Annotated in this window: 15 protein-coding genes and 1 riboswitch; of the genes, 11 read left to right on the top strand and 4 right to left on the bottom strand. The window is 72.2% G+C overall.

Annotated features, from left to right (window positions below; translation table 11 throughout):
• Positions 1-41: 41 nt before the first annotated feature.
• Entirely contained in the window at positions 42-596 is a 555-nt protein-coding gene (locus IPZ69_RS17100; protein ID WP_235454995.1) for a DUF6082 family protein, read from the bottom strand.
• Positions 597-918: 322 nt separating this feature from the next.
• On the opposite strand from IPZ69_RS17100, the gene IPZ69_RS17095 reads away from it, so the two are divergent.
• On the top strand, positions 919-2,007 hold the full coding sequence (locus tag IPZ69_RS17095) for a CobW family GTP-binding protein (RefSeq protein ID WP_235454994.1): 1,089 nt from the start codon (positions 919-921) through the stop codon (positions 2,005-2,007).
• On the opposite strand, the gene IPZ69_RS17090 is transcribed toward IPZ69_RS17095, so the two are convergent.
• A complete protein-coding gene (locus IPZ69_RS17090) occupies positions 2,008-4,467 on the bottom strand; it encodes a DNA gyrase/topoisomerase IV subunit A (protein ID WP_235454993.1) in 2,460 nt (819 codons plus the stop codon).
• 332 nt (positions 4,468-4,799) lie between these two features.
• Between IPZ69_RS17090 and IPZ69_RS17085 the strand changes: the two genes are divergently transcribed.
• From IPZ69_RS17085 to IPZ69_RS17070, 4 genes are all read left to right on the top strand, one after another.
• On the top strand, positions 4,800-6,203 hold the full coding sequence (locus IPZ69_RS17085; RefSeq protein ID WP_235454992.1) for a M16 family metallopeptidase: 1,404 nt from the start codon (positions 4,800-4,802) through the stop codon (positions 6,201-6,203).
• On the top strand, positions 6,200-7,585 hold the full coding sequence (locus IPZ69_RS17080) for a M16 family metallopeptidase (RefSeq protein WP_235454991.1): 1,386 nt from the start codon (positions 6,200-6,202) through the stop codon (positions 7,583-7,585). The genes IPZ69_RS17085 and IPZ69_RS17080 overlap by 4 nt, the downstream gene beginning before the upstream one ends.
• A gap of 201 nt (positions 7,586-7,786) precedes the next feature.
• Positions 7,787-7,948, top strand: a riboswitch (cyclic di-AMP (ydaO/yuaA leader).
• Positions 7,949-7,961: 13 nt separating this feature from the next.
• Positions 7,962-8,738 (top strand): M23 family metallopeptidase, encoded by a 777-nt coding sequence (locus IPZ69_RS17075; protein ID WP_235454990.1) that lies wholly within the window; start codon positions 7,962-7,964, stop codon positions 8,736-8,738.
• A 209-nt stretch (positions 8,739-8,947) separates the two neighbouring features.
• On the top strand, positions 8,948-9,643 hold the full coding sequence (locus IPZ69_RS17070; RefSeq protein WP_235454989.1) for a GntR family transcriptional regulator: 696 nt from the start codon (positions 8,948-8,950) through the stop codon (positions 9,641-9,643).
• 232 nt (positions 9,644-9,875) lie between these two features.
• On the opposite strand, the gene IPZ69_RS17065 is transcribed toward IPZ69_RS17070, so the two are convergent.
• Positions 9,876-10,157: an HPr family phosphocarrier protein gene (locus IPZ69_RS17065; RefSeq protein ID WP_235454988.1), complete on the bottom strand. Its 282-nt coding sequence runs from the start codon at positions 10,155-10,157 to the stop codon at positions 9,876-9,878.
• Positions 10,158-10,334: 177 nt separating this feature from the next.
• Between IPZ69_RS17065 and IPZ69_RS17060 the strand changes: the two genes are divergently transcribed.
• From IPZ69_RS17060 to IPZ69_RS17040, 5 genes are read left to right on the top strand one after another with little or no spacing between them, the layout of a single operon-like run.
• Positions 10,335-13,139 (top strand): bifunctional acetate--CoA ligase family protein/GNAT family N-acetyltransferase, encoded by a 2,805-nt coding sequence (locus tag IPZ69_RS17060; protein ID WP_235454987.1) that lies wholly within the window; start codon positions 10,335-10,337, stop codon positions 13,137-13,139.
• Positions 13,140-13,161: 22 nt separating this feature from the next.
• Positions 13,162-13,431: a hypothetical protein gene (locus IPZ69_RS17055; protein ID WP_235454986.1), complete on the top strand. Its 270-nt coding sequence runs from the start codon at positions 13,162-13,164 to the stop codon at positions 13,429-13,431.
• Between the two features lie 10 nt (positions 13,432-13,441).
• Positions 13,442-14,029: a DUF5998 family protein gene (locus IPZ69_RS17050; RefSeq protein ID WP_235454985.1), complete on the top strand. Its 588-nt coding sequence runs from the start codon at positions 13,442-13,444 to the stop codon at positions 14,027-14,029.
• Complete coding sequence (locus IPZ69_RS17045) at positions 14,029-15,273, top strand: alkaline phosphatase family protein (protein ID WP_235454984.1); 1,245 nt, start codon at positions 14,029-14,031, stop codon at positions 15,271-15,273. Before IPZ69_RS17050 ends, IPZ69_RS17045 begins: the two co-directional genes overlap by 1 nt.
• A gap of 58 nt (positions 15,274-15,331) precedes the next feature.
• On the top strand, positions 15,332-15,982 hold the full coding sequence (locus IPZ69_RS17040) for a thymidine kinase (RefSeq protein WP_235454983.1): 651 nt from the start codon (positions 15,332-15,334) through the stop codon (positions 15,980-15,982).
• Between the two features lie 24 nt (positions 15,983-16,006).
• Here IPZ69_RS17040 and IPZ69_RS17035 read toward each other — a convergent pair whose 3' ends face one another.
• The gene (locus IPZ69_RS17035; RefSeq protein ID WP_235454982.1) at positions 16,007-16,810 is read right to left on the bottom strand and encodes a VOC family protein; all 804 of its coding nucleotides are present in this window, start codon (positions 16,808-16,810) and stop codon (positions 16,007-16,009) included.
• 321 nt (positions 16,811-17,131) lie between these two features.
• On the opposite strand from IPZ69_RS17035, the gene IPZ69_RS17030 reads away from it, so the two are divergent.
• Complete coding sequence (locus tag IPZ69_RS17030; RefSeq protein WP_235454981.1) at positions 17,132-17,983, top strand: sulfurtransferase; 852 nt, start codon at positions 17,132-17,134, stop codon at positions 17,981-17,983.
• Positions 17,984-17,987 lie beyond the last annotated feature (4 nt).

Below are 17,987 nucleotides of genomic sequence, written 5' to 3'. Positions count from 1 at the left end.
GCTCGTTCTGTCCTGCGAAGCCTAACGTTCCCCAACTGGGCTTATTCCGTGGGCGGTTCGCCCACGACCCACCACTCCTCGGTGTCCCCTGCCTCATCCAGATCGTGAATGAGGGTGTCCACCATCCGGCCGATGCGGCCCTCCTCCGAGTCCTCCTTGAGGCTCGCGCGATGGGGGCGCGTGTTCTCCCAGTACCGGCGGAATGGCGCGCTGCGGCACAGCACCCGCAGATGCCCGTGCAGCTCCTCCAGCGTCGCGACGCCGATGCGGTAGCCGAACAGGGCGTTGGAATACAGGGCGTTGGCGAACAGGTGCTGGCGCAGCAGTGTCGGCGACTCCGCCTCGAAGGTGCTCAGGACGACGGCCAGCTCGGGATCGTCGATGGCCCGTTCGAGAAGTCCGAGCTGCAGCCGCTGGTAGTCCACCAGGCTCGCGCGGTGGTTCTCGGCCTGCTCCGCCTGGGCAAGCCGCAGCCGTAATTCCAGGTACTGCCGCTGTCGTGTCGTCCACGCCGCGAGGGCGCCCGCCGCGAAGGCGAGCCCCACCGTGGCCGCGGAGCCCAGCCCCCGCTTCCTCCCGGTCTTCCGTGTGGTCATGTCAACCCCCGATTCAGGCGGCCATCCGCCGGTCGTCGGGGTGCGGGTCGACTGGAGGGGACCGGCGAGCGGTGGGCGGCGCTTGCCGTCTCCCAGAGTGTGCCGAGCGGCTCTGATCGGCGGGGAGGCGGAGAGGCGGCGCACAGAGGGAAGCGAGGGTCGCACACTCCGGCGCCTTGCACATCGTCTGCCCCGCAACCGGCGCTAACAATCGTTCACTTCGCGGGGTTTCTTCCCACTCGTATCCTGGGGCGGCATTCGCTTCCCAGCCGTGCGCCGGTCCGTGAGCCGGTGCACGCTTCCGCGTGAGAGAGGTCGCCCGGTGGCGCAGAACCGCAGTCCACAGCAGATCCCGGTCGTCGTGCTGGCCGGATTCCTGGGCTCCGGGAAGACCACGCTGCTCAACCACCTCCTCCATCGCAGTGGTGGCAGCCGTATCGGGGCGATCGTCAACGACTTCGGCGCCATCGAGATCGACGCGATGGCCGTGGCGGGGGCGCTCGGCGACTCCACGGTCTCCCTGGGCAACGGCTGTCTGTGCTGCGCCGTCGACGCGAGCGAGCTCGACGTGTACCTGGAGCGGCTGGCCTCGCCCGCCGCCGGCATCGACGTCGTCGTGATCGAGGCCAGCGGACTGGCCGAGCCCCAGGAACTCGTACGGATGGTCCTCGCCAGCGAGCATCCCGGGATCGTGTACGGCGGGCTCGTCGAGGTGGTCGACGCCGCCGAGTTCGACGCGACCCGCGCGCGGCACCCCGAGCTCGACCGGCACCTCGCCCTCGCCGACCTCGTCGTGGTCAACAAGCTCGACCGGACGGCGGACGCCGAGGGCGTCCTGGGTCTCGTCGGCTCGCTCACCGACCGCGCCGCCGTCGTCCCCGCCACCTACGGCCGCATCGACCCCGAGATCCTCTTCGACTGCCGGCCGAGCGAGGAGCGCATCGGGCAGCTGTCCTTCGACGACCTGCACGACCACGACGACAGCGACGGCGGCGACGGCACCGGCGACAGCGGTGACGAGCACGCCGGTCATCTGCACACGGCCTACGACAGCCTGTCCTTCGTCTCCGAGGTCCCCCTCGACCCGCGCCGGCTGATGACGTTCCTCGACAGCCGGCCCGAGGGGCTCTACCGGATCAAGGGGTACGTCGACTTCGGCCCGAACGACACCCGCAACCGGTACGCCGTCCACGCCGTCGGCCGATTCCTGCGCTTCTACCCGGAGCCCTGGGGGTCCGCCGACGCCCGGCTCACGCAGCTCGTCCTGATCGGCTCGGGCATCGACACCGCCACCCTCGCCAAGGAACTGGAGGGGTGTCGCGACGACGCCCCACACGCCGACGAGCACGGCATGTGGGGCGTCCTGCGCTACGTACAGGACCCCGAAGCGGACGAGGCCCCGCCGGTCTAGCTAGAAGACCGGTCCCGCCACCACCGACACCGTCTTCGGCAGGGACGTGCCCGAGCCGTCGCGGCGCGGGTCGAGTTCCGGCAGGTCGACCGGGGTGCCGTTCTTCTGCGCCGCCCGTGCCGGGATCGGGCCCGCCCAGGCCAGGGCCAGGCAGTCCTCGCCCTTCAGGAACCGTTGGCAGCGCACACCGCCGGTGGCGCGGCCCTTGCGCGGGTACTGGTCGAACGGGGTCAGCTTGGCGGTCGTCTGGACCGAGTCGTCCAGCGTGCCGCGCGAGCCCGCGACCGTGAAGACCACCGCGTCCGCCGCCGGGTCGACCGCGGTGAAGGCGATCACCTTCGCGCCCTCGGTGAGCTTGATGCCCGCCATACCGCCGGCCGGGCGGCCCTGCGGGCGGACCTGGGACGCCTGGTAGCGCAGCAGCTGCGCGTCGTCCGTGATGAACACCAGGTCCTCGTCGCCGGTGCGCAGCTCCACCGCGCCGACGATCCGGTCGCCCTCCTTGAGCGTGATGACCTCCAGCTCGTCCTTGTTGGACGGGTAGTCGGGAACCACGCGCTTGACCACACCCTGCTCCGTGCCGATCGCCAGGCCGGGGGAGGACTCGTCGAACGTGGTCAGGCAGACCAGCGTCTCGTCGTCCTCCAGGGAGACGAACTCCGCGAGGGGCGCCCCGCCCGCCAGGTTCGGCGCCGACGCCGTCTCCGGCAGCTGCGGTAGGTCGACCACGCTCACCCGCAGCAGGCGGCCCGTCGAGGTCACCGCGCCCACCTCGCCGCGCGCCGTCGCCGGCACGGCCGAGACGATCACGTCGTGCTTGGCGCGCCGGCCGTCGGCGTCCTGCGGGAACGGCTCGCCGTTCGTCGTACGGGCCAGCAGGCCGGTCGAGGACAGGAGCACCCGGCACGGGTCGTCCGCGACCTGCAGCGGCACGGCGGCCACCGGGGAGGCACCCGCCTCCAGCAGGACCGTGCGCCGCTCGGTGCCGAACTTCTTGGAGACCTGGGCCAGTTCGGCGGAGACCAGCTTGCGCAGCTCGGCGTCCGACTCCAGGATCCGGGTCAGCTCGGCGATCTCGTTGGTGAGCCGCTCCTGCTCCGCCTCCAGCTCGATCCGGTCGAACCGGGTGAGGCGGCGCAGCGGCGTGTCGAGGATGTACTGGGTCTGCACGTCCGACAGCGAGAAGCGCTCCATCAGGCGCTGCTTCGCCTGCGCGGAGTTCTCGCTGGAGCGGATCAGCTGGATCACCTCGTCGATGTCGACGAGGGCGGTGAGCAGGCCCTCCACCAGGTGTAGCCGGTCGCGCCGCTTGCTGCGGCGGAACTCCGAGCGGCGCCGGACGACGTCGAAGCGGTGGTCGAGGTAGACCTCCAGGAGTTCCTTGAGGCCCAGCGTGAGCGGCTGGCCGTCGACCAGGGCCACGTTGTTGATGCCGAAGGACTCCTCCATCGGGGTCAGCTTGTAGAGCTGCTCCAGGACCGCCTCCGGCACGAAGCCGTTCTTGATCTCGATGACCAGGCGCAGGCCGTGCGCACGGTCGGTGAGGTCCTTGACGTCGGTGATGCCCTGGAGCTTCTTGGCGTTGACCAGGTCCTTGATCTTGGAGATGACCTTCTCCGGGCCGACCGTGAAGGGCAGCTCGGTGACGACGAGGCCCTTGCGGCGCGCCGTCACGTCCTCCACCGAGACCGTGGCGCGGATCCTGAACGTGCCGCGGCCGGTCTCGTAGGCGTCGCGGATCCCGGACAGGCCGACGATCCGGCCGCCGGTGGGCAGGTCGGGGCCCGGGACGAACTTCATCAAGGTGTCCAGATCCGCGCTCGGGTGGCGGATCAGGTGCCGGGCGGCGGCGACGACCTCGGCGAGGTTGTGCGGCGGCATGTTCGTGGCCATGCCGACGGCGATGCCCGAGGTGCCGTTCACCAGCAGGTTCGGGAAGGCGGCTGGCAGGGCGACCGGCTCCCGCTCCTGGCCGTCGTAGTTGGGCGCGAAGTCGACCGTGTCCTCGTCGATGGACTCGGTCATCAGGCTCGTGGCCTCGGCCATCCGGCACTCGGTGTACCGCATGGCGGCCGGTGGGTCGTCGTTGCCCAGCGAGCCGAAGTTTCCGTGGCCGTCGACCAGCGGGACGCGCATCGAGAACGGCTGGGCCATGCGCACCAGCGCGTCGTAGATCGACGCGTCGCCGTGCGGGTGCAGCTTGCCCATCACGTCGCCGACGACACGCGCGCACTTCACGTAGCCGCGGTCGGGGCGCAGGCCCATCTCGTTCATCTGGTAGACGATGCGGCGGTGTACCGGCTTGAGGCCGTCGCGGGCGTCCGGCAGAGCACGGGAGTAGATCACCGAATACGCGTACTCAAGGTAGGAGCCCTGCATCTCGTCGACGACGTCGATGTCGAGGATCTTCTCCTCGTACGAGTCGTCGGGCGGCGGGGTCTTCGTGCTGCGGCGGGCCATCGCTGCCGGCTCCTCTTTTCTGGTCGCTCGCCTTCGGGGCGCTCACGTCGCCTTCGGCGCATTCTTGCTGAAGCGTGAAGCGGGATCTGACGCGGACCATTGTGGACCGCGGCACTGACAACCCGGGCCAGGACCCGGTGTCCGCGGTCCGCCCCGGCACCGCGGCCGGCCCGCGGGGCCGCCCCGCGGCGGGACATCCCGCAGGCTACGCGATCCGCTGTGGGCGTACGTCCTGCGGGAACTTCACCGAGCCTCCGGCCGCTTGCATACAGTGGCAGGACCGGCAGGAAGACCGCGGTTTCACAACCGCCTCCGCGAGCGAAGGGACGTACATGCCCATGGGTCACACGACCAAAGCCGAGGCAGGCTCCGGGGGCCTGACAGCGACCGAGCACCGCCTGGCCAACGGTCTGCGCGTGGTGCTCTCCGAGGACCACCTGACCCCGGTGGCGGCGGTCTGCCTCTGGTACGACGTCGGCTCCCGCCACGAAGTCAAGGGCCGTACCGGCCTGGCTCACCTTTTCGAGCACTTGATGTTCCAGGGCTCCGCGCAGGTGAGCGGCAACGGCCACTTCGAGCTGGTCCAGGGCGCCGGCGGCTCCCTCAACGGCACCACCAGCTTCGAACGGACCAACTACTTCGAGACCATGCCCACCCACCAGCTGGAGCTCGCCCTCTGGCTGGAGGCCGACCGCATGGGCTCCCTGCTCACCGCCCTGGACGACGAGTCCATGGAGAACCAGCGGGATGTCGTCAAGAACGAGCGCCGCCAGCGCTACGACAACGTGCCCTACGGCACCGCGTTCGAGAAGCTGACCGCCCTCGCCTACCCGGAGGGCCACCCGTACCACCACACGCCGATCGGCTCGATGGCGGACCTGGACGCGGCCACCCTGGAGGACGCGCGCCAGTTCTTCCGCACGTACTACGCGCCGAACAACGCGGTGCTGTCCGTGGTCGGCGACATCGACCCTCAGCAGACCCTCGCCTGGATCGAGAAGTACTTCGGTTCGATCCCCGCCCACGACGGCAAGCCGACGCCCCGCGACGGCTCGCTGCCGCAGGTCATCGGCGAGCAGCTGCGCGAGGTCGTCGTGGAGGAGGTTCCGGCCCGCGCGCTGATGGCCGCCTACCGGCTCCCGCAGGACGGCACGCGCGAGGCCGACGCCGCCGACGTGGCGCTCACCATCTTCGGCGGCGGCGAGTCCTCCCGCCTCTACAACCGGCTGGTACGGCGCGACCGTACGGCCGTGGCGGCCGGCTTCGGCATGCTGCGGCTGGCCGGGGCGCCGTCCCTGGGCTGGCTGGACGTGAAGACCTCCGGTGACGTCCAGGTGCCGGTGATCGAGACCGCCATCGACGAGGAGCTCGCCCGCTTCGCCGAGGAGGGCCCCACGCCCGAGGAGATGGAGCGTGCCCAGGCCCAGTTGGAGCGCGAGTGGCTGGACCGGCTCGGCACGGTCGCGGGCCGCGCCGACGAACTGTGCCGCTACGCCGTCCTGTTCGGCGACCCGCAGCTCGCCCTGACGGCCGTTCAGCGCGTCCTCGCGGTGACCCCGCAGGAGGTCCAGGAGGTCGCCCAGGCCCGGTTGCGCCCGGACAACCGCGCCGTGCTGGTCTACGAGCCGCTCTCCGCCGAGTCCGCGGAGCACACTCAGGACGAGGACTTCCCGGAGGACCCGGAGTCCGAGGCCACCGTAGAAGCCGGCGACGACAACGAGGAGACGGCCAAGTGAGCGAGCTCGCCGCGATGGAGTTCCACCCGCAGCCCCAGGCGGGCGAGGCCAGGCCGTGGGCCTTCCCGGCGCCCGAGCGCGGCACGCTGGACAACGGCCTGACCGTCCTGCGCTGCCACCGCCCCGGCCAGCAGGTCGTCGCCGTCGAGGTCCTCCTCGACGCCCCGCTGGACGCCGAGCCGACCGGCTTCGACGGCGTCGCCACGATCATGGCGCGCGCCTTCTCGGAGGGCACCGACAAGCACTCCGCCGAGGAGTACGCCGCCGAGTTGGAGCGTTGCGGCGCCACGCTCGACGCGCACGCGGACCACCCGGGTGTGCGCCTGAGCCTCGAAGTCCCGGCCTCCCGCCTGGCCAAGGGGCTCGGCCTGCTCGCCGACGCGCTGCGGGCGCCCGCGTTCGCCGACAGCGAGGTCGAGCGGCTGGTCCGCAACCGCCTCGACGAGATCCCGCACGAGCTGGCGAACCCGTCCCGCCGTGCCGCCAAGGAGCTCTCCAAGGAGCTGTTCCCGACCTCCTCGCGCATGTCGCGCCCGCGTCAGGGCACCGAGGAGACGGTCGAGAAGATCGACGCGGCGGCCGTGCGCGGCTTCTACGAGCGGCACGTGAGGCCCGCCACGGCCACCGCCGTGGTCGTCGGCGACCTCACCGGCATCGACCTGGACGCGCTCCTCGGCGAGACCCTGGGCGCCTGGAGCGGCACCTCGGCCCAGCCGCGGCCCGTGCCGTCGGTGACCGCGAACGACACCGGCAGGGTCGTCATCGTGGACCGCCCCGGAGCCGTCCAGACGCAGCTGCTGATCGGTCGCGTCGGCGCCGACCGACACGACCGCGTGTGGCCGGCCCAGGTGCTCGGCACGTACTGCCTCGGCGGCACCCTCACCTCCCGCCTGGACCGCGTCCTGCGCGAGGAGAAGGGCTACACCTACGGGGTGCGCTCCTTCGGGCAGGTCCTCAGGTCCGCGCCCGACAGCGGCATCTCCATGCTCGCCATCAGCGGCTCCGTGGACACCCCGAACACCGGTCCGGCGCTGCAGGACCTGTGGACGGTGCTGCGCACGCTCGCCGAGGAGGGCCTGACCGACGCCGAGCGCGACGTCGCCGTGCAGAACCTCGTCGGCGTGGCGCCGCTGAAGTATGAGACCGCGGCGGCCGTCGCGAGCACGCTGGCCGACCAGGTCGAGCAGTACCTGCCGGACGACTTCCAGGCGACGATGTACCAGCGGCTCGCCGCCACCGGCACCGTGGAGGCGACCGCGGCGGTCGTGAACGCGTTCCCGGTGGACCGGCTGGTCACCGTCCTCGTCGGTGACGCGGCTCAGATCAAGGAGCCCGTGGAGGCCCTCGGCATCGGCGAAGTCACCGTCGTCGCGGCCGAGTAGGCACGCGCGCGTGGGGCCCTGGTGACCGACGGGTCGCCAGGGCCCTTTCCTGTTCACCTCAGATGTCCGAATTGGTACGGAGGTTGCCTGTCTGCCCTGTGGGATGCGCTACAAAGACCCGGATCCGTTTGGGGATTGGAAGCGGGCGCCCTTAGCGTCAACCGGGCTGTTCGTTCAGCTGGACGCCGCACCCGCGGCACCGGGCAGCCATCGCCGAGTCCCCGTACGGCGCGAGCCAGGGGAGCCGGGGACCCACCGTAGTCCCTGGGGTGAATCGGACGCCCGCGCGCCGCGAGGGGGTCCGTAGGAGACCTTCCTGCTCCGAACCCGTCAGCTAACCCGGTAGGCGAGAAGGAAGGAAAGGACCCACCACTTCATGGCGTTCACCCGCGCCACCGGGAAGCACCGTCGCCCGAGCCGGATGCACCGCACCACCGCCCGCGCCGCAGGCGTCGCGGCCCTCGCCACCACCGGCGTCATCGCCACCGTCGCGGCCACTCCGGCCCTCGCCGCCGAGCCCTCCGTGGAGGACACCGGCCTCACCCCGGTCGTCAGCATGGGCGACTCGGTCGCCGAGCAGATCGACGCCCAGGCCGCCGCCCAGGAGCAGGCCGCCTTGCAGAAGGCCGCCGAGCAGGCCGCGCGCAAGAAGGCCGCCGAGCAGGCGAAGAAGGCCGCCGAGCTCGCCAAGAAGGAGCGCGAGGCCAAGGAGCGCGCCGCCCGCGAGGCCGAGCGCAAGCGGCTCAACGCCTTCGTGGCGCCGATCGCCCACTCGTACGTCTCCACCGGGTACAAGACCGGCGGCTCCCTGTGGTCCTCCGGTTCCCACACGGGCATCGACTTCCACGCCGCCAGCGGCACCGTCGTGCACGCGGTCGGCACCGGCACGGTCGTCTCGACCGGCTGGGGCGGGTCGTACGGCAACCAGATCGTGATCCGCATGGCCGACGGCATGTACACCCAGTACGGCCACCTGTCGTCCATCGGAGTGTCGGTGGGCCAGAAGGTCACCCCGGGCCAGCAGATCGGCCTCTCCGGGGCGACCGGCAACGTCACCGGGCCGCACCTCCACTTCGAGGCCCGGACCACCTCCGAGTACGGCTCCGACATCGACCCCGTGGCCTACCTCCGCAATCACGGCGTGAACGTCTGACGCAGAACGGCGCACACGTCCGACGGCGCGGCACAGCGCGTCACGAAGCCCCGGCTCACGAGCCGGGGCTTTCGCCGTTTCGGACGCCCCCGTGTCCAAAAAATATCCATGGATTCCGGCCCGCCGTCGGAAATTCCCGGCCATTGCAATAGAGTCACGAACACACGTCAATCGGAGACGTTTCACGGGGATTAAGGCGGAGGTCGGTCATGCGCATTCCGGCGCACTCGGTATGCACGGCGATCCGGGACGACATCGTGGCCGGTGTCTACGAGCGCGGCGGCCGGCTGACCGAGGAAGTCCTCGCCCGCCGCTACGGCGTCTCCCGCGTCCCCGTCCGCGAGGCCCTGCGCACCCTGGAGGCGGAGGGCTTCGTGGTGACCCGGCGGCACGCGGGCGCGTGCGTGGCGGAACCGACCGAGCAGGAGGCCGCCGACCTGCTGGAGATGCGCCTGCTCCTGGAGCCGCTCGGCGCCTCCCGGGCCGCCCAGCGGCGCACCGAGGCGCACCTCAAGGTGCTGCGCGGGCTGGTCAGGCTGGGCCAGGACCGGGCCCGGCGGGGCAGCAGCGACGACCTGCGCTCCCTGGGGGGCTGGTTCCACGAGACGCTCGCCCAGGCCTCCGGCAGCCAGGCCCTGGTCTCCGTGCTCACCCAGCTGCGGCACAAGATCGCCTGGATGTACACGGTGGAGGCGCCCGCCAGCCCCGTGGACTCCTGGGCCGAGCACGGCGCCATCGTGGACGCGGTGGCGCGCGGCGACGGCGAGCGCGCGCGGGCGATCACGGCGCTGCACACCGAGCGGGTGACGACCGCGCACCGGCTGCGTTTTTCCGGCGGCGCCGATCGCCCGGACCGCGTGAGGACTTCGCAACATCCCGTAAACATGTCGGGTCTGCGGCTTTAACACGGGCGCCGTATACAAAGAGGGGCCATTCGACGGCGGTGAATTTCCGCTGCCCTGATTGTCGTGCGTCCGGAATTTTGGCGGGCGCGTCACACGTGTGCCCGAAATTGATTTCGCGCCAAAGCCGGCCGTACCGCGAAAACGGCGAAGCCCGTCGGGCGTTATGCGGAAACGGCGAAGCCGCGCCGCCCGAAAAGGGCCGACGCGGCTCCGGCGCGCTGTGCGGTGGGGCTCAGACGGTCTCGGGCAGCTCCTCCAGGCCCTCGGCGACCAGCTTCGCGAGACGGTCCAGGGCCGCGTCCGCGCCCTCGGCCTCGGAGGCGAGGACGATCTCCTCGCCGCCCTGGGCGCCCAGACCCAGGACGGCCAGCATGGAGGCCGCGTTGACGGGGTTGCCCCCGGCCTTGGAGATCGTCACCGGGACGCCTGCGGCCGTGGCGGCTCGGACGAAGATGGAGGCGGGGCGGGCGTGAAGACCCTCGGCCCAGCCGACGTTGACGCGGCGCTCAGCCATGTGATGCTGCCCTTCAGTGTCTCAGGGTTGTCTAGACCAGTTTCCCACATCGTGAAGCATGCTCGGAGGGGGCCTGCGCCACCTCCGGGACGGCGCCGGACCGCGGCCTCGATCCGACGTTCGTCCTCCACAGACTGCCTCGCGCCGTTGTCGGACGCGAGCCGTACTCTGGGGCCCATGCAGACCTCGGCGGATCGGCACGACCGGCACGAGTACCCCGCTCACTGGGAAGCGGACGTGGTGCTGCGCGACGGGGGGACCGCGCGCATCCGGCCCATCACCGTTGATGACGCCGACCGTCTGGTCAGCTTCTACGAGCAGGTCTCGGACGAGTCGAAGTACTACCGCTTCTTCGCGCCGTACCCCCGCCTGTCCGCCAAGGACGTCCGCCGCTTCACGCACCACGACTTCGTGGACCGGGTGGGCCTCGCCGCCACGATCGGCGGCGAGTTCATCGCCACCGTGCGGTACGACCGCATCGGCACCGACGGAATGCCCGCCTCCGCCCCCGCCGACGAGGCCGAGGTCGCCTTCCTCGTGCAGGACGCGCATCAGGGGCGCGGGGTCGCCTCCGCCCTCCTCGAACACGTCGCGGCCGTGGCGCGCGAGCGGGGCATCCGCCGCTTCGCCGCCGAGGTGCTGCCCGCCAACACCAAGATGATCAAGGTGTTCACGGACGCCGGGTACACCCAGAAGCGCAGCTTCGAGGACGGCGTCGTACGCCTGGAGTTCGACCTCGAACCCACCGACCGCTCGCTCGCCGTGCAGCGCGCGCGGGAGCAGCGCGCGGAGGGGAGGTCGGTGCGGCGGCTCCTCGCGCCCGGCTCCGTCGCGGTGGTCGGCGTCGGCCGTGCCGCGGGCGGCGTGGGCCGCAGCGTCCTCGGCAACCTCCGGGACGCCGGGTTCACCGGCCGCCTGCACGCGGTGAACCGGGCCTTTCCCGAGGAGCTGAAGGAGGTCGACGGGGTGCCCGCGCACCGCTCGGTGCGGGAGATCGACGGCCCCGTGGACCTCGTGGTGGTCGCCGTGCCGGCCGAGCACGTGCCCCAGGTGGTCGCCGAGTGCGGCGAACACGGAGTACAGGGGCTCGTCGTGCTCGCCGCCGGATACGCGGAGAGCGGGCCCGAAGGGCGGGAGCGCCAGCGGGAGCTGGTCCGGCAGGCGCGCGCGTACGGCATGCGGATCATCGGGCCGAACGCCTTCGGGATCATCAACACCTCCGAGGAGGTACGGCTCAACGCCTCGCTGGCGCCCGAGATGCCACGCCCCGGCCGGATCGGGATCTTCGCTCAGTCCGGCGCCATCGGCATCGCCCTGCTGTCCCGGCTGCACCGGCGCGGCGGCGGGGTCACCGGCGTCACCGGCGTCTCCACCTTCGTGTCGTCCGGCAACCGCGCGGACGTCTCCGGCAACGACGTCATCCAGTACTGGTACGACGACCCCGACACCGACGTCGTCCTCATGTACCTGGAGTCCATCGGCAACCCGCGCAAGTTCACCCGCCTCGCGCGGCGCACGGGCGCGGCCAAGCCGCTGGTCGTGGTGCAGGGCGCGGGCGCCGCTCCGCCGGGGCACGCGGTGCGGGCCACCCGCCTGCCGCACGCCACCGTCTCCGCGCTGCTAAGGCAGGCCGGGGTGATCCGGGTCGACACGATCACCGAGCTGGTGGACGCGGGCCTGCTGCTCGCCCGGCAGCCGCTGCCCGCCGGGCCGCGGGTGGCAATCCTCGGGAACTCCGAGTCGCTCGGAGTGCTGACCTACGACGCCTGTCTGTCCGAGGGGCTGCGGCCGTCGAGGCCGCTGGACCTGACGACGGCGGCCACGGCGGACGACTTCCACGCGGCGCTGTCCCGGGCGCTGGCCGACGAGACGTGCGACGCCGTCGTCGTCACTGCCATACCGGCGATCGGGGAGGGCTCGCCCGATGACGCGGAGCTGGCGGCGGCGCTGCACTCCGCAGCGGCCGCGACGCCCGGCAAGCCCGTGCTCGTCGTGCACGTGGAGCTCGGGGGACTGGCGGAGGCGCTGTCGGCCGCGACCAGCACCGCACCCCAGGGAGGCGCCAGGACAGCCGGCCCGGTCGGCGAGACCCCGCCCTCGCGCCCCGCGGAACGCCCGCCCGCGGGAGCGGGCGCCGCCGCCTCCGTCGTCCCGCAGAACTGCTCCCGCCTCATCCCCGCCTACCCCGCCGCCGAGCGGGCCGTGCGGGCCCTCGCCGAGGCCGTGAAGTACGCGCAGTGGCGGCGCGAGGCCGCCGAGCCCGGCAGGGTGCCGGAGTACGAGGACATCGCCGAGAAGGGCGCCGCCGAGCTGATCCGCGGACTCCTCGCGCGCGGGAAGGGGCTCACCCTCGGCACGGAGGAGACCTGCGAGCTGCTCGGGATGTACGGGATCGACGTGCGCCGCGCCCTCGGCTACCCGGTAGCCCTCAAGGCCACGGCCCCGCACCTGCGCCACCGCGCCGACCTGGGGGGCGTCCGGCTGGACCTGGCGGACGAGGACCAACTGCTCAGGGCGTACGCCGAGTTGACGGAGCTGTTCGGGCAGCCGGAACAGCTGAGGCCGGTGGTGCAGGCGATGGCCCCCCGGGGCGTCGACACGGTCGTACGGGCCGTGATCGACCCGGCGGCCGGGGCCGTGCTGTCCTTCGGGCTCGCCGGAGCCGCCTCCCAGCTGCTCGACGACACGGCGCACCGGCTGGTCCCGGTCACCGACCGGGAGGCGACCTCGCTCGTGCGGTCGATCAGGACGGCGCCCCTGCTGTTCGGCTGGCGCGGGTCCAAGCCGGTCGACACACCGGCGCTGGAGGAACTGCTGCTGCGCGTGTCCCGGCTGGTCGACGACCATCCCGAGGTGGTCGCCGTGACCCTGGAGCCGGTCGTCGTCGCCCCGCACGGCGTGAGCGTCCTCGGCGCCACCCTGCGGCTCGCGCCGCCGCCCGCCCGTGACGACCTCGGGCCACGCACGTTGCCGGCCTACTGAGCGAGCAGGGGAGGGGGAGCGCATGGAGATCGCCGGACGGGAGCCGCCCGACGGCAGCCGGTGGGACCGGGACGCGCTCATCCGGGACGCGGGGCAGCTCCGCCCGGGGGAAACACCGCCCCTCGTGGCCGCGTTCGAAGGGGACGCGGGCGGCAGCGAACCCGTCTCCTGTCCGATCGCCGCGCGGCGGCTGGACATCCTGCCCGGGCTCGTCCCGCGGCACCCGCGCGCGGGTGCCCACACCGCCCCGGCCGCCCGCGACTGGCCCGGACCCCCCTTGCCCACGGATTAGGATGGACGTCATGGCCAAGACCAGTACGACGACCCAGGGGCTGCGCGCGGCGATCGAGCGCAGCGGCTACTACCCGGCCCTCGTGGCCGAGGCGGTGGAGGCCGCTGTGGGCGGCGAGCCCATCCGGTCGTACCTGGTCCACCAGGAGACCACGTTCGACCAGAACGAGGTGCGGCGGCATGTGACCGTGCTCGTCCTCACCGGCAACCGCTTCATCGTCAGCCACACCGACGAGCAGGCCGCCGACACCACCTCCCCGACGCCGTACGCCACCACGTCCACGGAGTCCGTGAAGCTCGGCCGGATCTCCTCCGTCGTGGTCAGCCGTGTGGTCGCCAACCCGGAGCAGTACACGCCGGGCACGCTGCCGCGCGAGGTCGTGCTCACCATCGGCTGGGGCGCGGTCTCCCGCCTCGACCTGGAGCCCGCCGCCTGCGGCGACCCCAACTGCGAGGCCGACCACGGCTACACGGGCAGTTCCACGGCGGACGACCTCAGCCTGCGCGTCAGCGAGGCCGGGGACGGCCCGGAGACGGTGCGCCAGACGCTCGCCTTCGCGCAGGCCGTCTCCGAAGCGACCGCGGACGTCACGCGCTGATGTCCCACCCGTCTCCCTCCACCGCCCATGGTCGAGAGCGCTCCGCGCTCACACCCCCTGATCCCGCCCACTGGGACCACCCCGAACCCCTCGCCCTCGGCAGCGCGCCGCTCCCCGAGTACGGCAGCGGCTCGCTCGCCGACCTGCTGCCCACCCTGGCCGCCGGCATGGGCGTACCGGGCATGACCTCCGCGATCACGGAACTGACCGCGGCCGACCGCAACTGCGTCTTCCTGATCGACGGCCTCGGCTGGGAGCAGCTGAAGGCGCACCCGGACGAGGCCCCGTTCATGGCCTCGCTCCTCGCCGGCTCGCGTGGCGGCACCGGACGCCCGATCACGGCCGGCTACCCGGCGACCACCGCGACCTCCCTCGCCTCGGTCGGCACCGGCCTGCCGCCCGGCGCGCACGGCCTGCCCGGCTACACGGTCCGCAACCCCGAGACCGGCCAGCTGATGAACCAGCTCCGCTGGCACCCGTACACCGAGCCGGGCCCCTGGCAGCCCTACCCCACCGTCTTCCAGCTGGCCGCCAAGGCGGGCGTGCACGCCGCCCAGGTGTCCTCGCCGACCTTCGCGAACACCCCGCTGACCAAGGTCGCGCTCAGCGGCGGCACGTTCCACGGACGGCTGACCGGCGAGGAGCGCATGGACTTCGCGGCCGAGCAACTGGCCGCCGGGGATCGCTCCTTGGTGTACACGTACTATGCCGAGCTGGACAGCGCCGGGCACCGCTACGGCGTCGCCTCCGACACCTGGCGCGGCCAGCTCATGTGCGTCGACCGGCTCGTCCAGCGGCTGGCCGAGCAGCTCCCGCCGCGCACCGCGCTCTACGTCACCGCCGACCACGGCATGGTCGACGTGCCCTTCGACGAGCAGCACCGCATCGACTTCGACGAGGACTGGGAGCTGCGCGCCGGGGTCGCCCTACTGGGCGGCGAGGGCCGCGCCCGCCATGTCTACGCGGTGCCGGGCGCCGAGAATGACGTCCTGACCTGCTGGCGCGAGGTGCTCGGCGAGCAGTTCTGGGTGGCCTCGCGGGACGAGGCGATCGAGGCGAGCTGGTTCGGCCCGCACATCGACGAGCGGGTGTACGCCCGGATCGGCGACGTGGTGGCGGCCGCGCACGACGACGTCCTGATCATCGCCTCGGAGCGGGAGCCCAAGGAGTCGGCGATGGTCGGCAACCACGGCTCGCTGACCCCTGCCGAGCAGCTGGTGCCGCTGCTCGAAGTACGCTCCTGAAGTACCGCACCCCTCCCCGCCGCCCGTCCCCGTATCGCCGAAAGGTGCTCAACCTCCCATGCCTGAGCTGGTGTTCTTCTCCGGAACGATGGACTGCGGGAAGTCGACGCTGGCTCTGCAGATCGAGCACAACCGGTCCGCGCGCGGTCTGGCCGGCATGATCTTCACCCGCGACGACCGGGCGGGCGAGGGCAAGCTGTCCTCCCGCCTCGGCCTGGTCACCGACGCGGTGGAGGTCGAGGACGGCCGGGACCTGTACGCGTACCTCGTCGAACATCTCTCCCGGGGCGGCCGCGCAGACTACGTGATCGCCGACGAGGCGCAGTTCCTCGCCCCGGAGCAGATCGACCAGCTCGCGCGCGTGGTCGACGACCTGGACATCGACGTCTACGCCTTCGGCATCACGACCGACTTCCGCTCCAAGCTGTTCCCCGGCTCCCAGCGGCTGGTGGAGCTCGCCGACCGGGTCGAGGTGCTCCAGGTCGAGGCCCTGTGCTGGTGCGGCGCCCGCGCGACCCACAACGCGCGCACGGTCGGCGGCCACATGGTCGTCGAGGGCGCCCAGGTGGTCGTCGGCGACGTCAACCAGTCCGCCGACGAGATCGGCTACGAGGTGCTGTGCCGGCGCCACCACCGGCGCCGTATGACGGCCGCGTCGGCCCGCGCCGCGGCCCTGTCGCCCGACGTCCTGCCGGTGTCGACGGCCTGACGACCGGCCTCGGGGCCCTGGGGATCAGTGCGGGCTCTGGATCACCGAGAAGACCGCGCCCTCCGGATCCGCCACCGTCGCCGCCCTGCCGTGCGCGCTGTCGTGGGCCGGCTTGAGCACATGGCCGCCCAGCTCGGCCACGTGCAGCAGCGCCTCGTCGGTGTCGGCGACCTCGAAGTACGTCAGCCAGTGCGGTCCCCGGTCACGGGGCAGCGAGTGGCCGACGCCGTGGATACCGGCGACGGGGCGGCCCTCGACGTGCAGGGTCACGTAGTCGAAATCGGCGGAGACCACCGGCTCCTCCTCGTAGCCGAAGACCGACTCGTAGAACTTGGCCACGCTCGCCGTCTCGAAGGTGCGCAGCTCGTTCCAGGCGGCCGTGCCGGGCAGGCCGGTGACGACCGTACCCAGGTGCGGTGCGGGCTGCCAGATGCCGAACACCGCCCCCGAGGGGTCCGAGGCGATCGCCATCCGCCCGGCCTCGGCCGCGTCCAGCGGGCCCACGCCCACCGTGCCCCCGCAGCCCCGGATCCGGTCGGCCGTGCGGTCCACGTCGTCCGAGGCGAGGTAGGGCGTCCAGGCGATCGGCAGATGGCGGTCCGGCGGCAGCTGACCGATGCCCGCCACCTCCTGCCCGTCGAGCAGCGCCCGCACGTACGGGCCGAGTTGTCGGGGCCCGGGCTGGAACTCCCAGCCGAACAGCGCTCCGTAGAACTCCTCGGTCGCACCCAGCGCGTGCACCATCAGACTCACCCAGCAGGGCGTGCCGGGCGCGCGCCGAACGTGCGTGCCGCTGTTCGGGCCGGCCGACCCCCGTGCCTCGGTCATCGTCACTCTCTCCCCGGCCCCTCGCGGTGGCCGTGTCGCTTCCGCTCTCCGGACCCGGTGCGCCGCGGCAGCGGGTACGCCCCGTGCCGATGCTCGCACCTCGGTGGCACTGCTTCCTCGCGACCGCGCCGCTGCCTCGCGGCACCGCCGCGAGGATGCCCGGTCCGCCGTTTCGCACCTGTTTCCGGGTGTTTGCCGCCGGGTGTCCATCAGCTGCACAGCATGTGCCCGATCCCGTACGCCTGGTGATCGGGGCTGTCCGGCGGAGCAGATTAGTCGGACCTGGACGATGCGGCCACCCCTGGCGTATGAGTGGAGGCCATGAAAGCCATCATCACCGCAGCCCAACTCGCGCACGACTCGACCGGGGGCGACCCGCCGGTGCTGCTCGACGTCCGCTGGCAGTTGAGTCTGGCGAAGGCGGCCGGCGCCCCGGCCTTCGACGGGCGAGCCGAGTACGAGGCCGGGCACATCCCGGGCGCCGTCTTCGTCGACCTGGACCGAGAACTGGCCTCGCCCCCCGGCGCGCGCGGTCGCCACCCATTGCCGGACACGGCGGAGTTCGGCGCCGCGATGCGCCGCGCGGGCGTGTCCGCAGATCGCCCCGTGGTCGTGTACGACGGCGGCCAGGGCTGGGCGGCGGCCCGCGCCTGGTGGCTGTTGCGCTGGACGGGTCACCCGGACGTGCGGGTCCTGGACGGCGGGTTGCCGTCCTGGGACGGACCCCTGTCGACGGAGGTGCCCGCCCCGGCCGAGGGCGACTTCGTGCCGGTGCCGGGCGCCCTGGGGCTCCTCGACGCCGACGGGGCCGCCGCGCTGGCCCGCTCCGGCGTGCTGCTCGACGCGCGGGCGGGGGAGCGCTACCGGGGTGACGTGGAACCGATCGACCCGGTGGGCGGGCACATCCCGGGCGCCCTGTCCGCGCCGACGACGGAGAACGTGGGGCCGGACGGGCGGTTCCTGCCGGCTCAGGAGCTGAGGACGCGGTTCAAGTCGCTCGGCGTCGCACAGGACGCGGAGGTCGGCGTGTACTGCGGCTCGGGCGTGTCGGGAGCCCACGAGGTCCTGGCGCTCGCGGTGGCGGGCATCGAGGCGGCGCTGTACGCCGGTTCGTGGTCGGAGTGGTCCGCGGATCCGTCCCGGCCGGTGGCCGTGGGCCCGGACCCGCAGTAGCAGC

The organism is Streptomyces olivochromogenes (genome assembly GCF_021538895.1).
Classification (GTDB): domain Bacteria; phylum Actinomycetota; class Actinomycetes; order Streptomycetales; family Streptomycetaceae; genus Streptomyces; species Streptomyces olivochromogenes_A.
This window is presented reverse-complemented; position numbering and strand designations above follow the sequence as displayed.

What these genes read in the sequence shown, in the direction of transcription:
- IPZ69_RS17100 (WP_235454995.1), bottom strand. Translation starts at nt 596, where the DNA reads ATGACCACACGGAAGACCGGGAGGAAGCGGGGGCTGGGCTCCGCGGCC.
- IPZ69_RS17090 (WP_235454993.1), bottom strand. Translation starts at nt 4,467, where the DNA reads ATGGCCCGCCGCAGCACGAAGACCCCGCCGCCCGACGACTCGTACGAG.
- IPZ69_RS17085 (WP_235454992.1), top strand. Translation starts at nt 4,800, where the DNA reads ATGCCCATGGGTCACACGACCAAAGCCGAGGCAGGCTCCGGGGGCCTG.
- IPZ69_RS17075 (WP_235454990.1), top strand. Translation starts at nt 7,962, where the DNA reads ATGGCGTTCACCCGCGCCACCGGGAAGCACCGTCGCCCGAGCCGGATG.
- IPZ69_RS17070 (WP_235454989.1), top strand. Translation starts at nt 8,948, where the DNA reads ATGCGCATTCCGGCGCACTCGGTATGCACGGCGATCCGGGACGACATC.
- IPZ69_RS17065 (WP_235454988.1), bottom strand. Translation starts at nt 10,157, where the DNA reads ATGGCTGAGCGCCGCGTCAACGTCGGCTGGGCCGAGGGTCTTCACGCC.
- IPZ69_RS17060 (WP_235454987.1), top strand. Translation starts at nt 10,335, where the DNA reads ATGCAGACCTCGGCGGATCGGCACGACCGGCACGAGTACCCCGCTCAC.
- IPZ69_RS17055 (WP_235454986.1), top strand. Translation starts at nt 13,162, where the DNA reads ATGGAGATCGCCGGACGGGAGCCGCCCGACGGCAGCCGGTGGGACCGG.
- IPZ69_RS17050 (WP_235454985.1), top strand. Translation starts at nt 13,442, where the DNA reads ATGGCCAAGACCAGTACGACGACCCAGGGGCTGCGCGCGGCGATCGAG.
- IPZ69_RS17045 (WP_235454984.1), top strand. Translation starts at nt 14,029, where the DNA reads ATGTCCCACCCGTCTCCCTCCACCGCCCATGGTCGAGAGCGCTCCGCG.
- IPZ69_RS17040 (WP_235454983.1), top strand. Translation starts at nt 15,332, where the DNA reads ATGCCTGAGCTGGTGTTCTTCTCCGGAACGATGGACTGCGGGAAGTCG.
- IPZ69_RS17035 (WP_235454982.1), bottom strand. Translation starts at nt 16,810, where the DNA reads ATGACCGAGGCACGGGGGTCGGCCGGCCCGAACAGCGGCACGCACGTT.
- IPZ69_RS17030 (WP_235454981.1), top strand. Translation starts at nt 17,132, where the DNA reads ATGAAAGCCATCATCACCGCAGCCCAACTCGCGCACGACTCGACCGGG.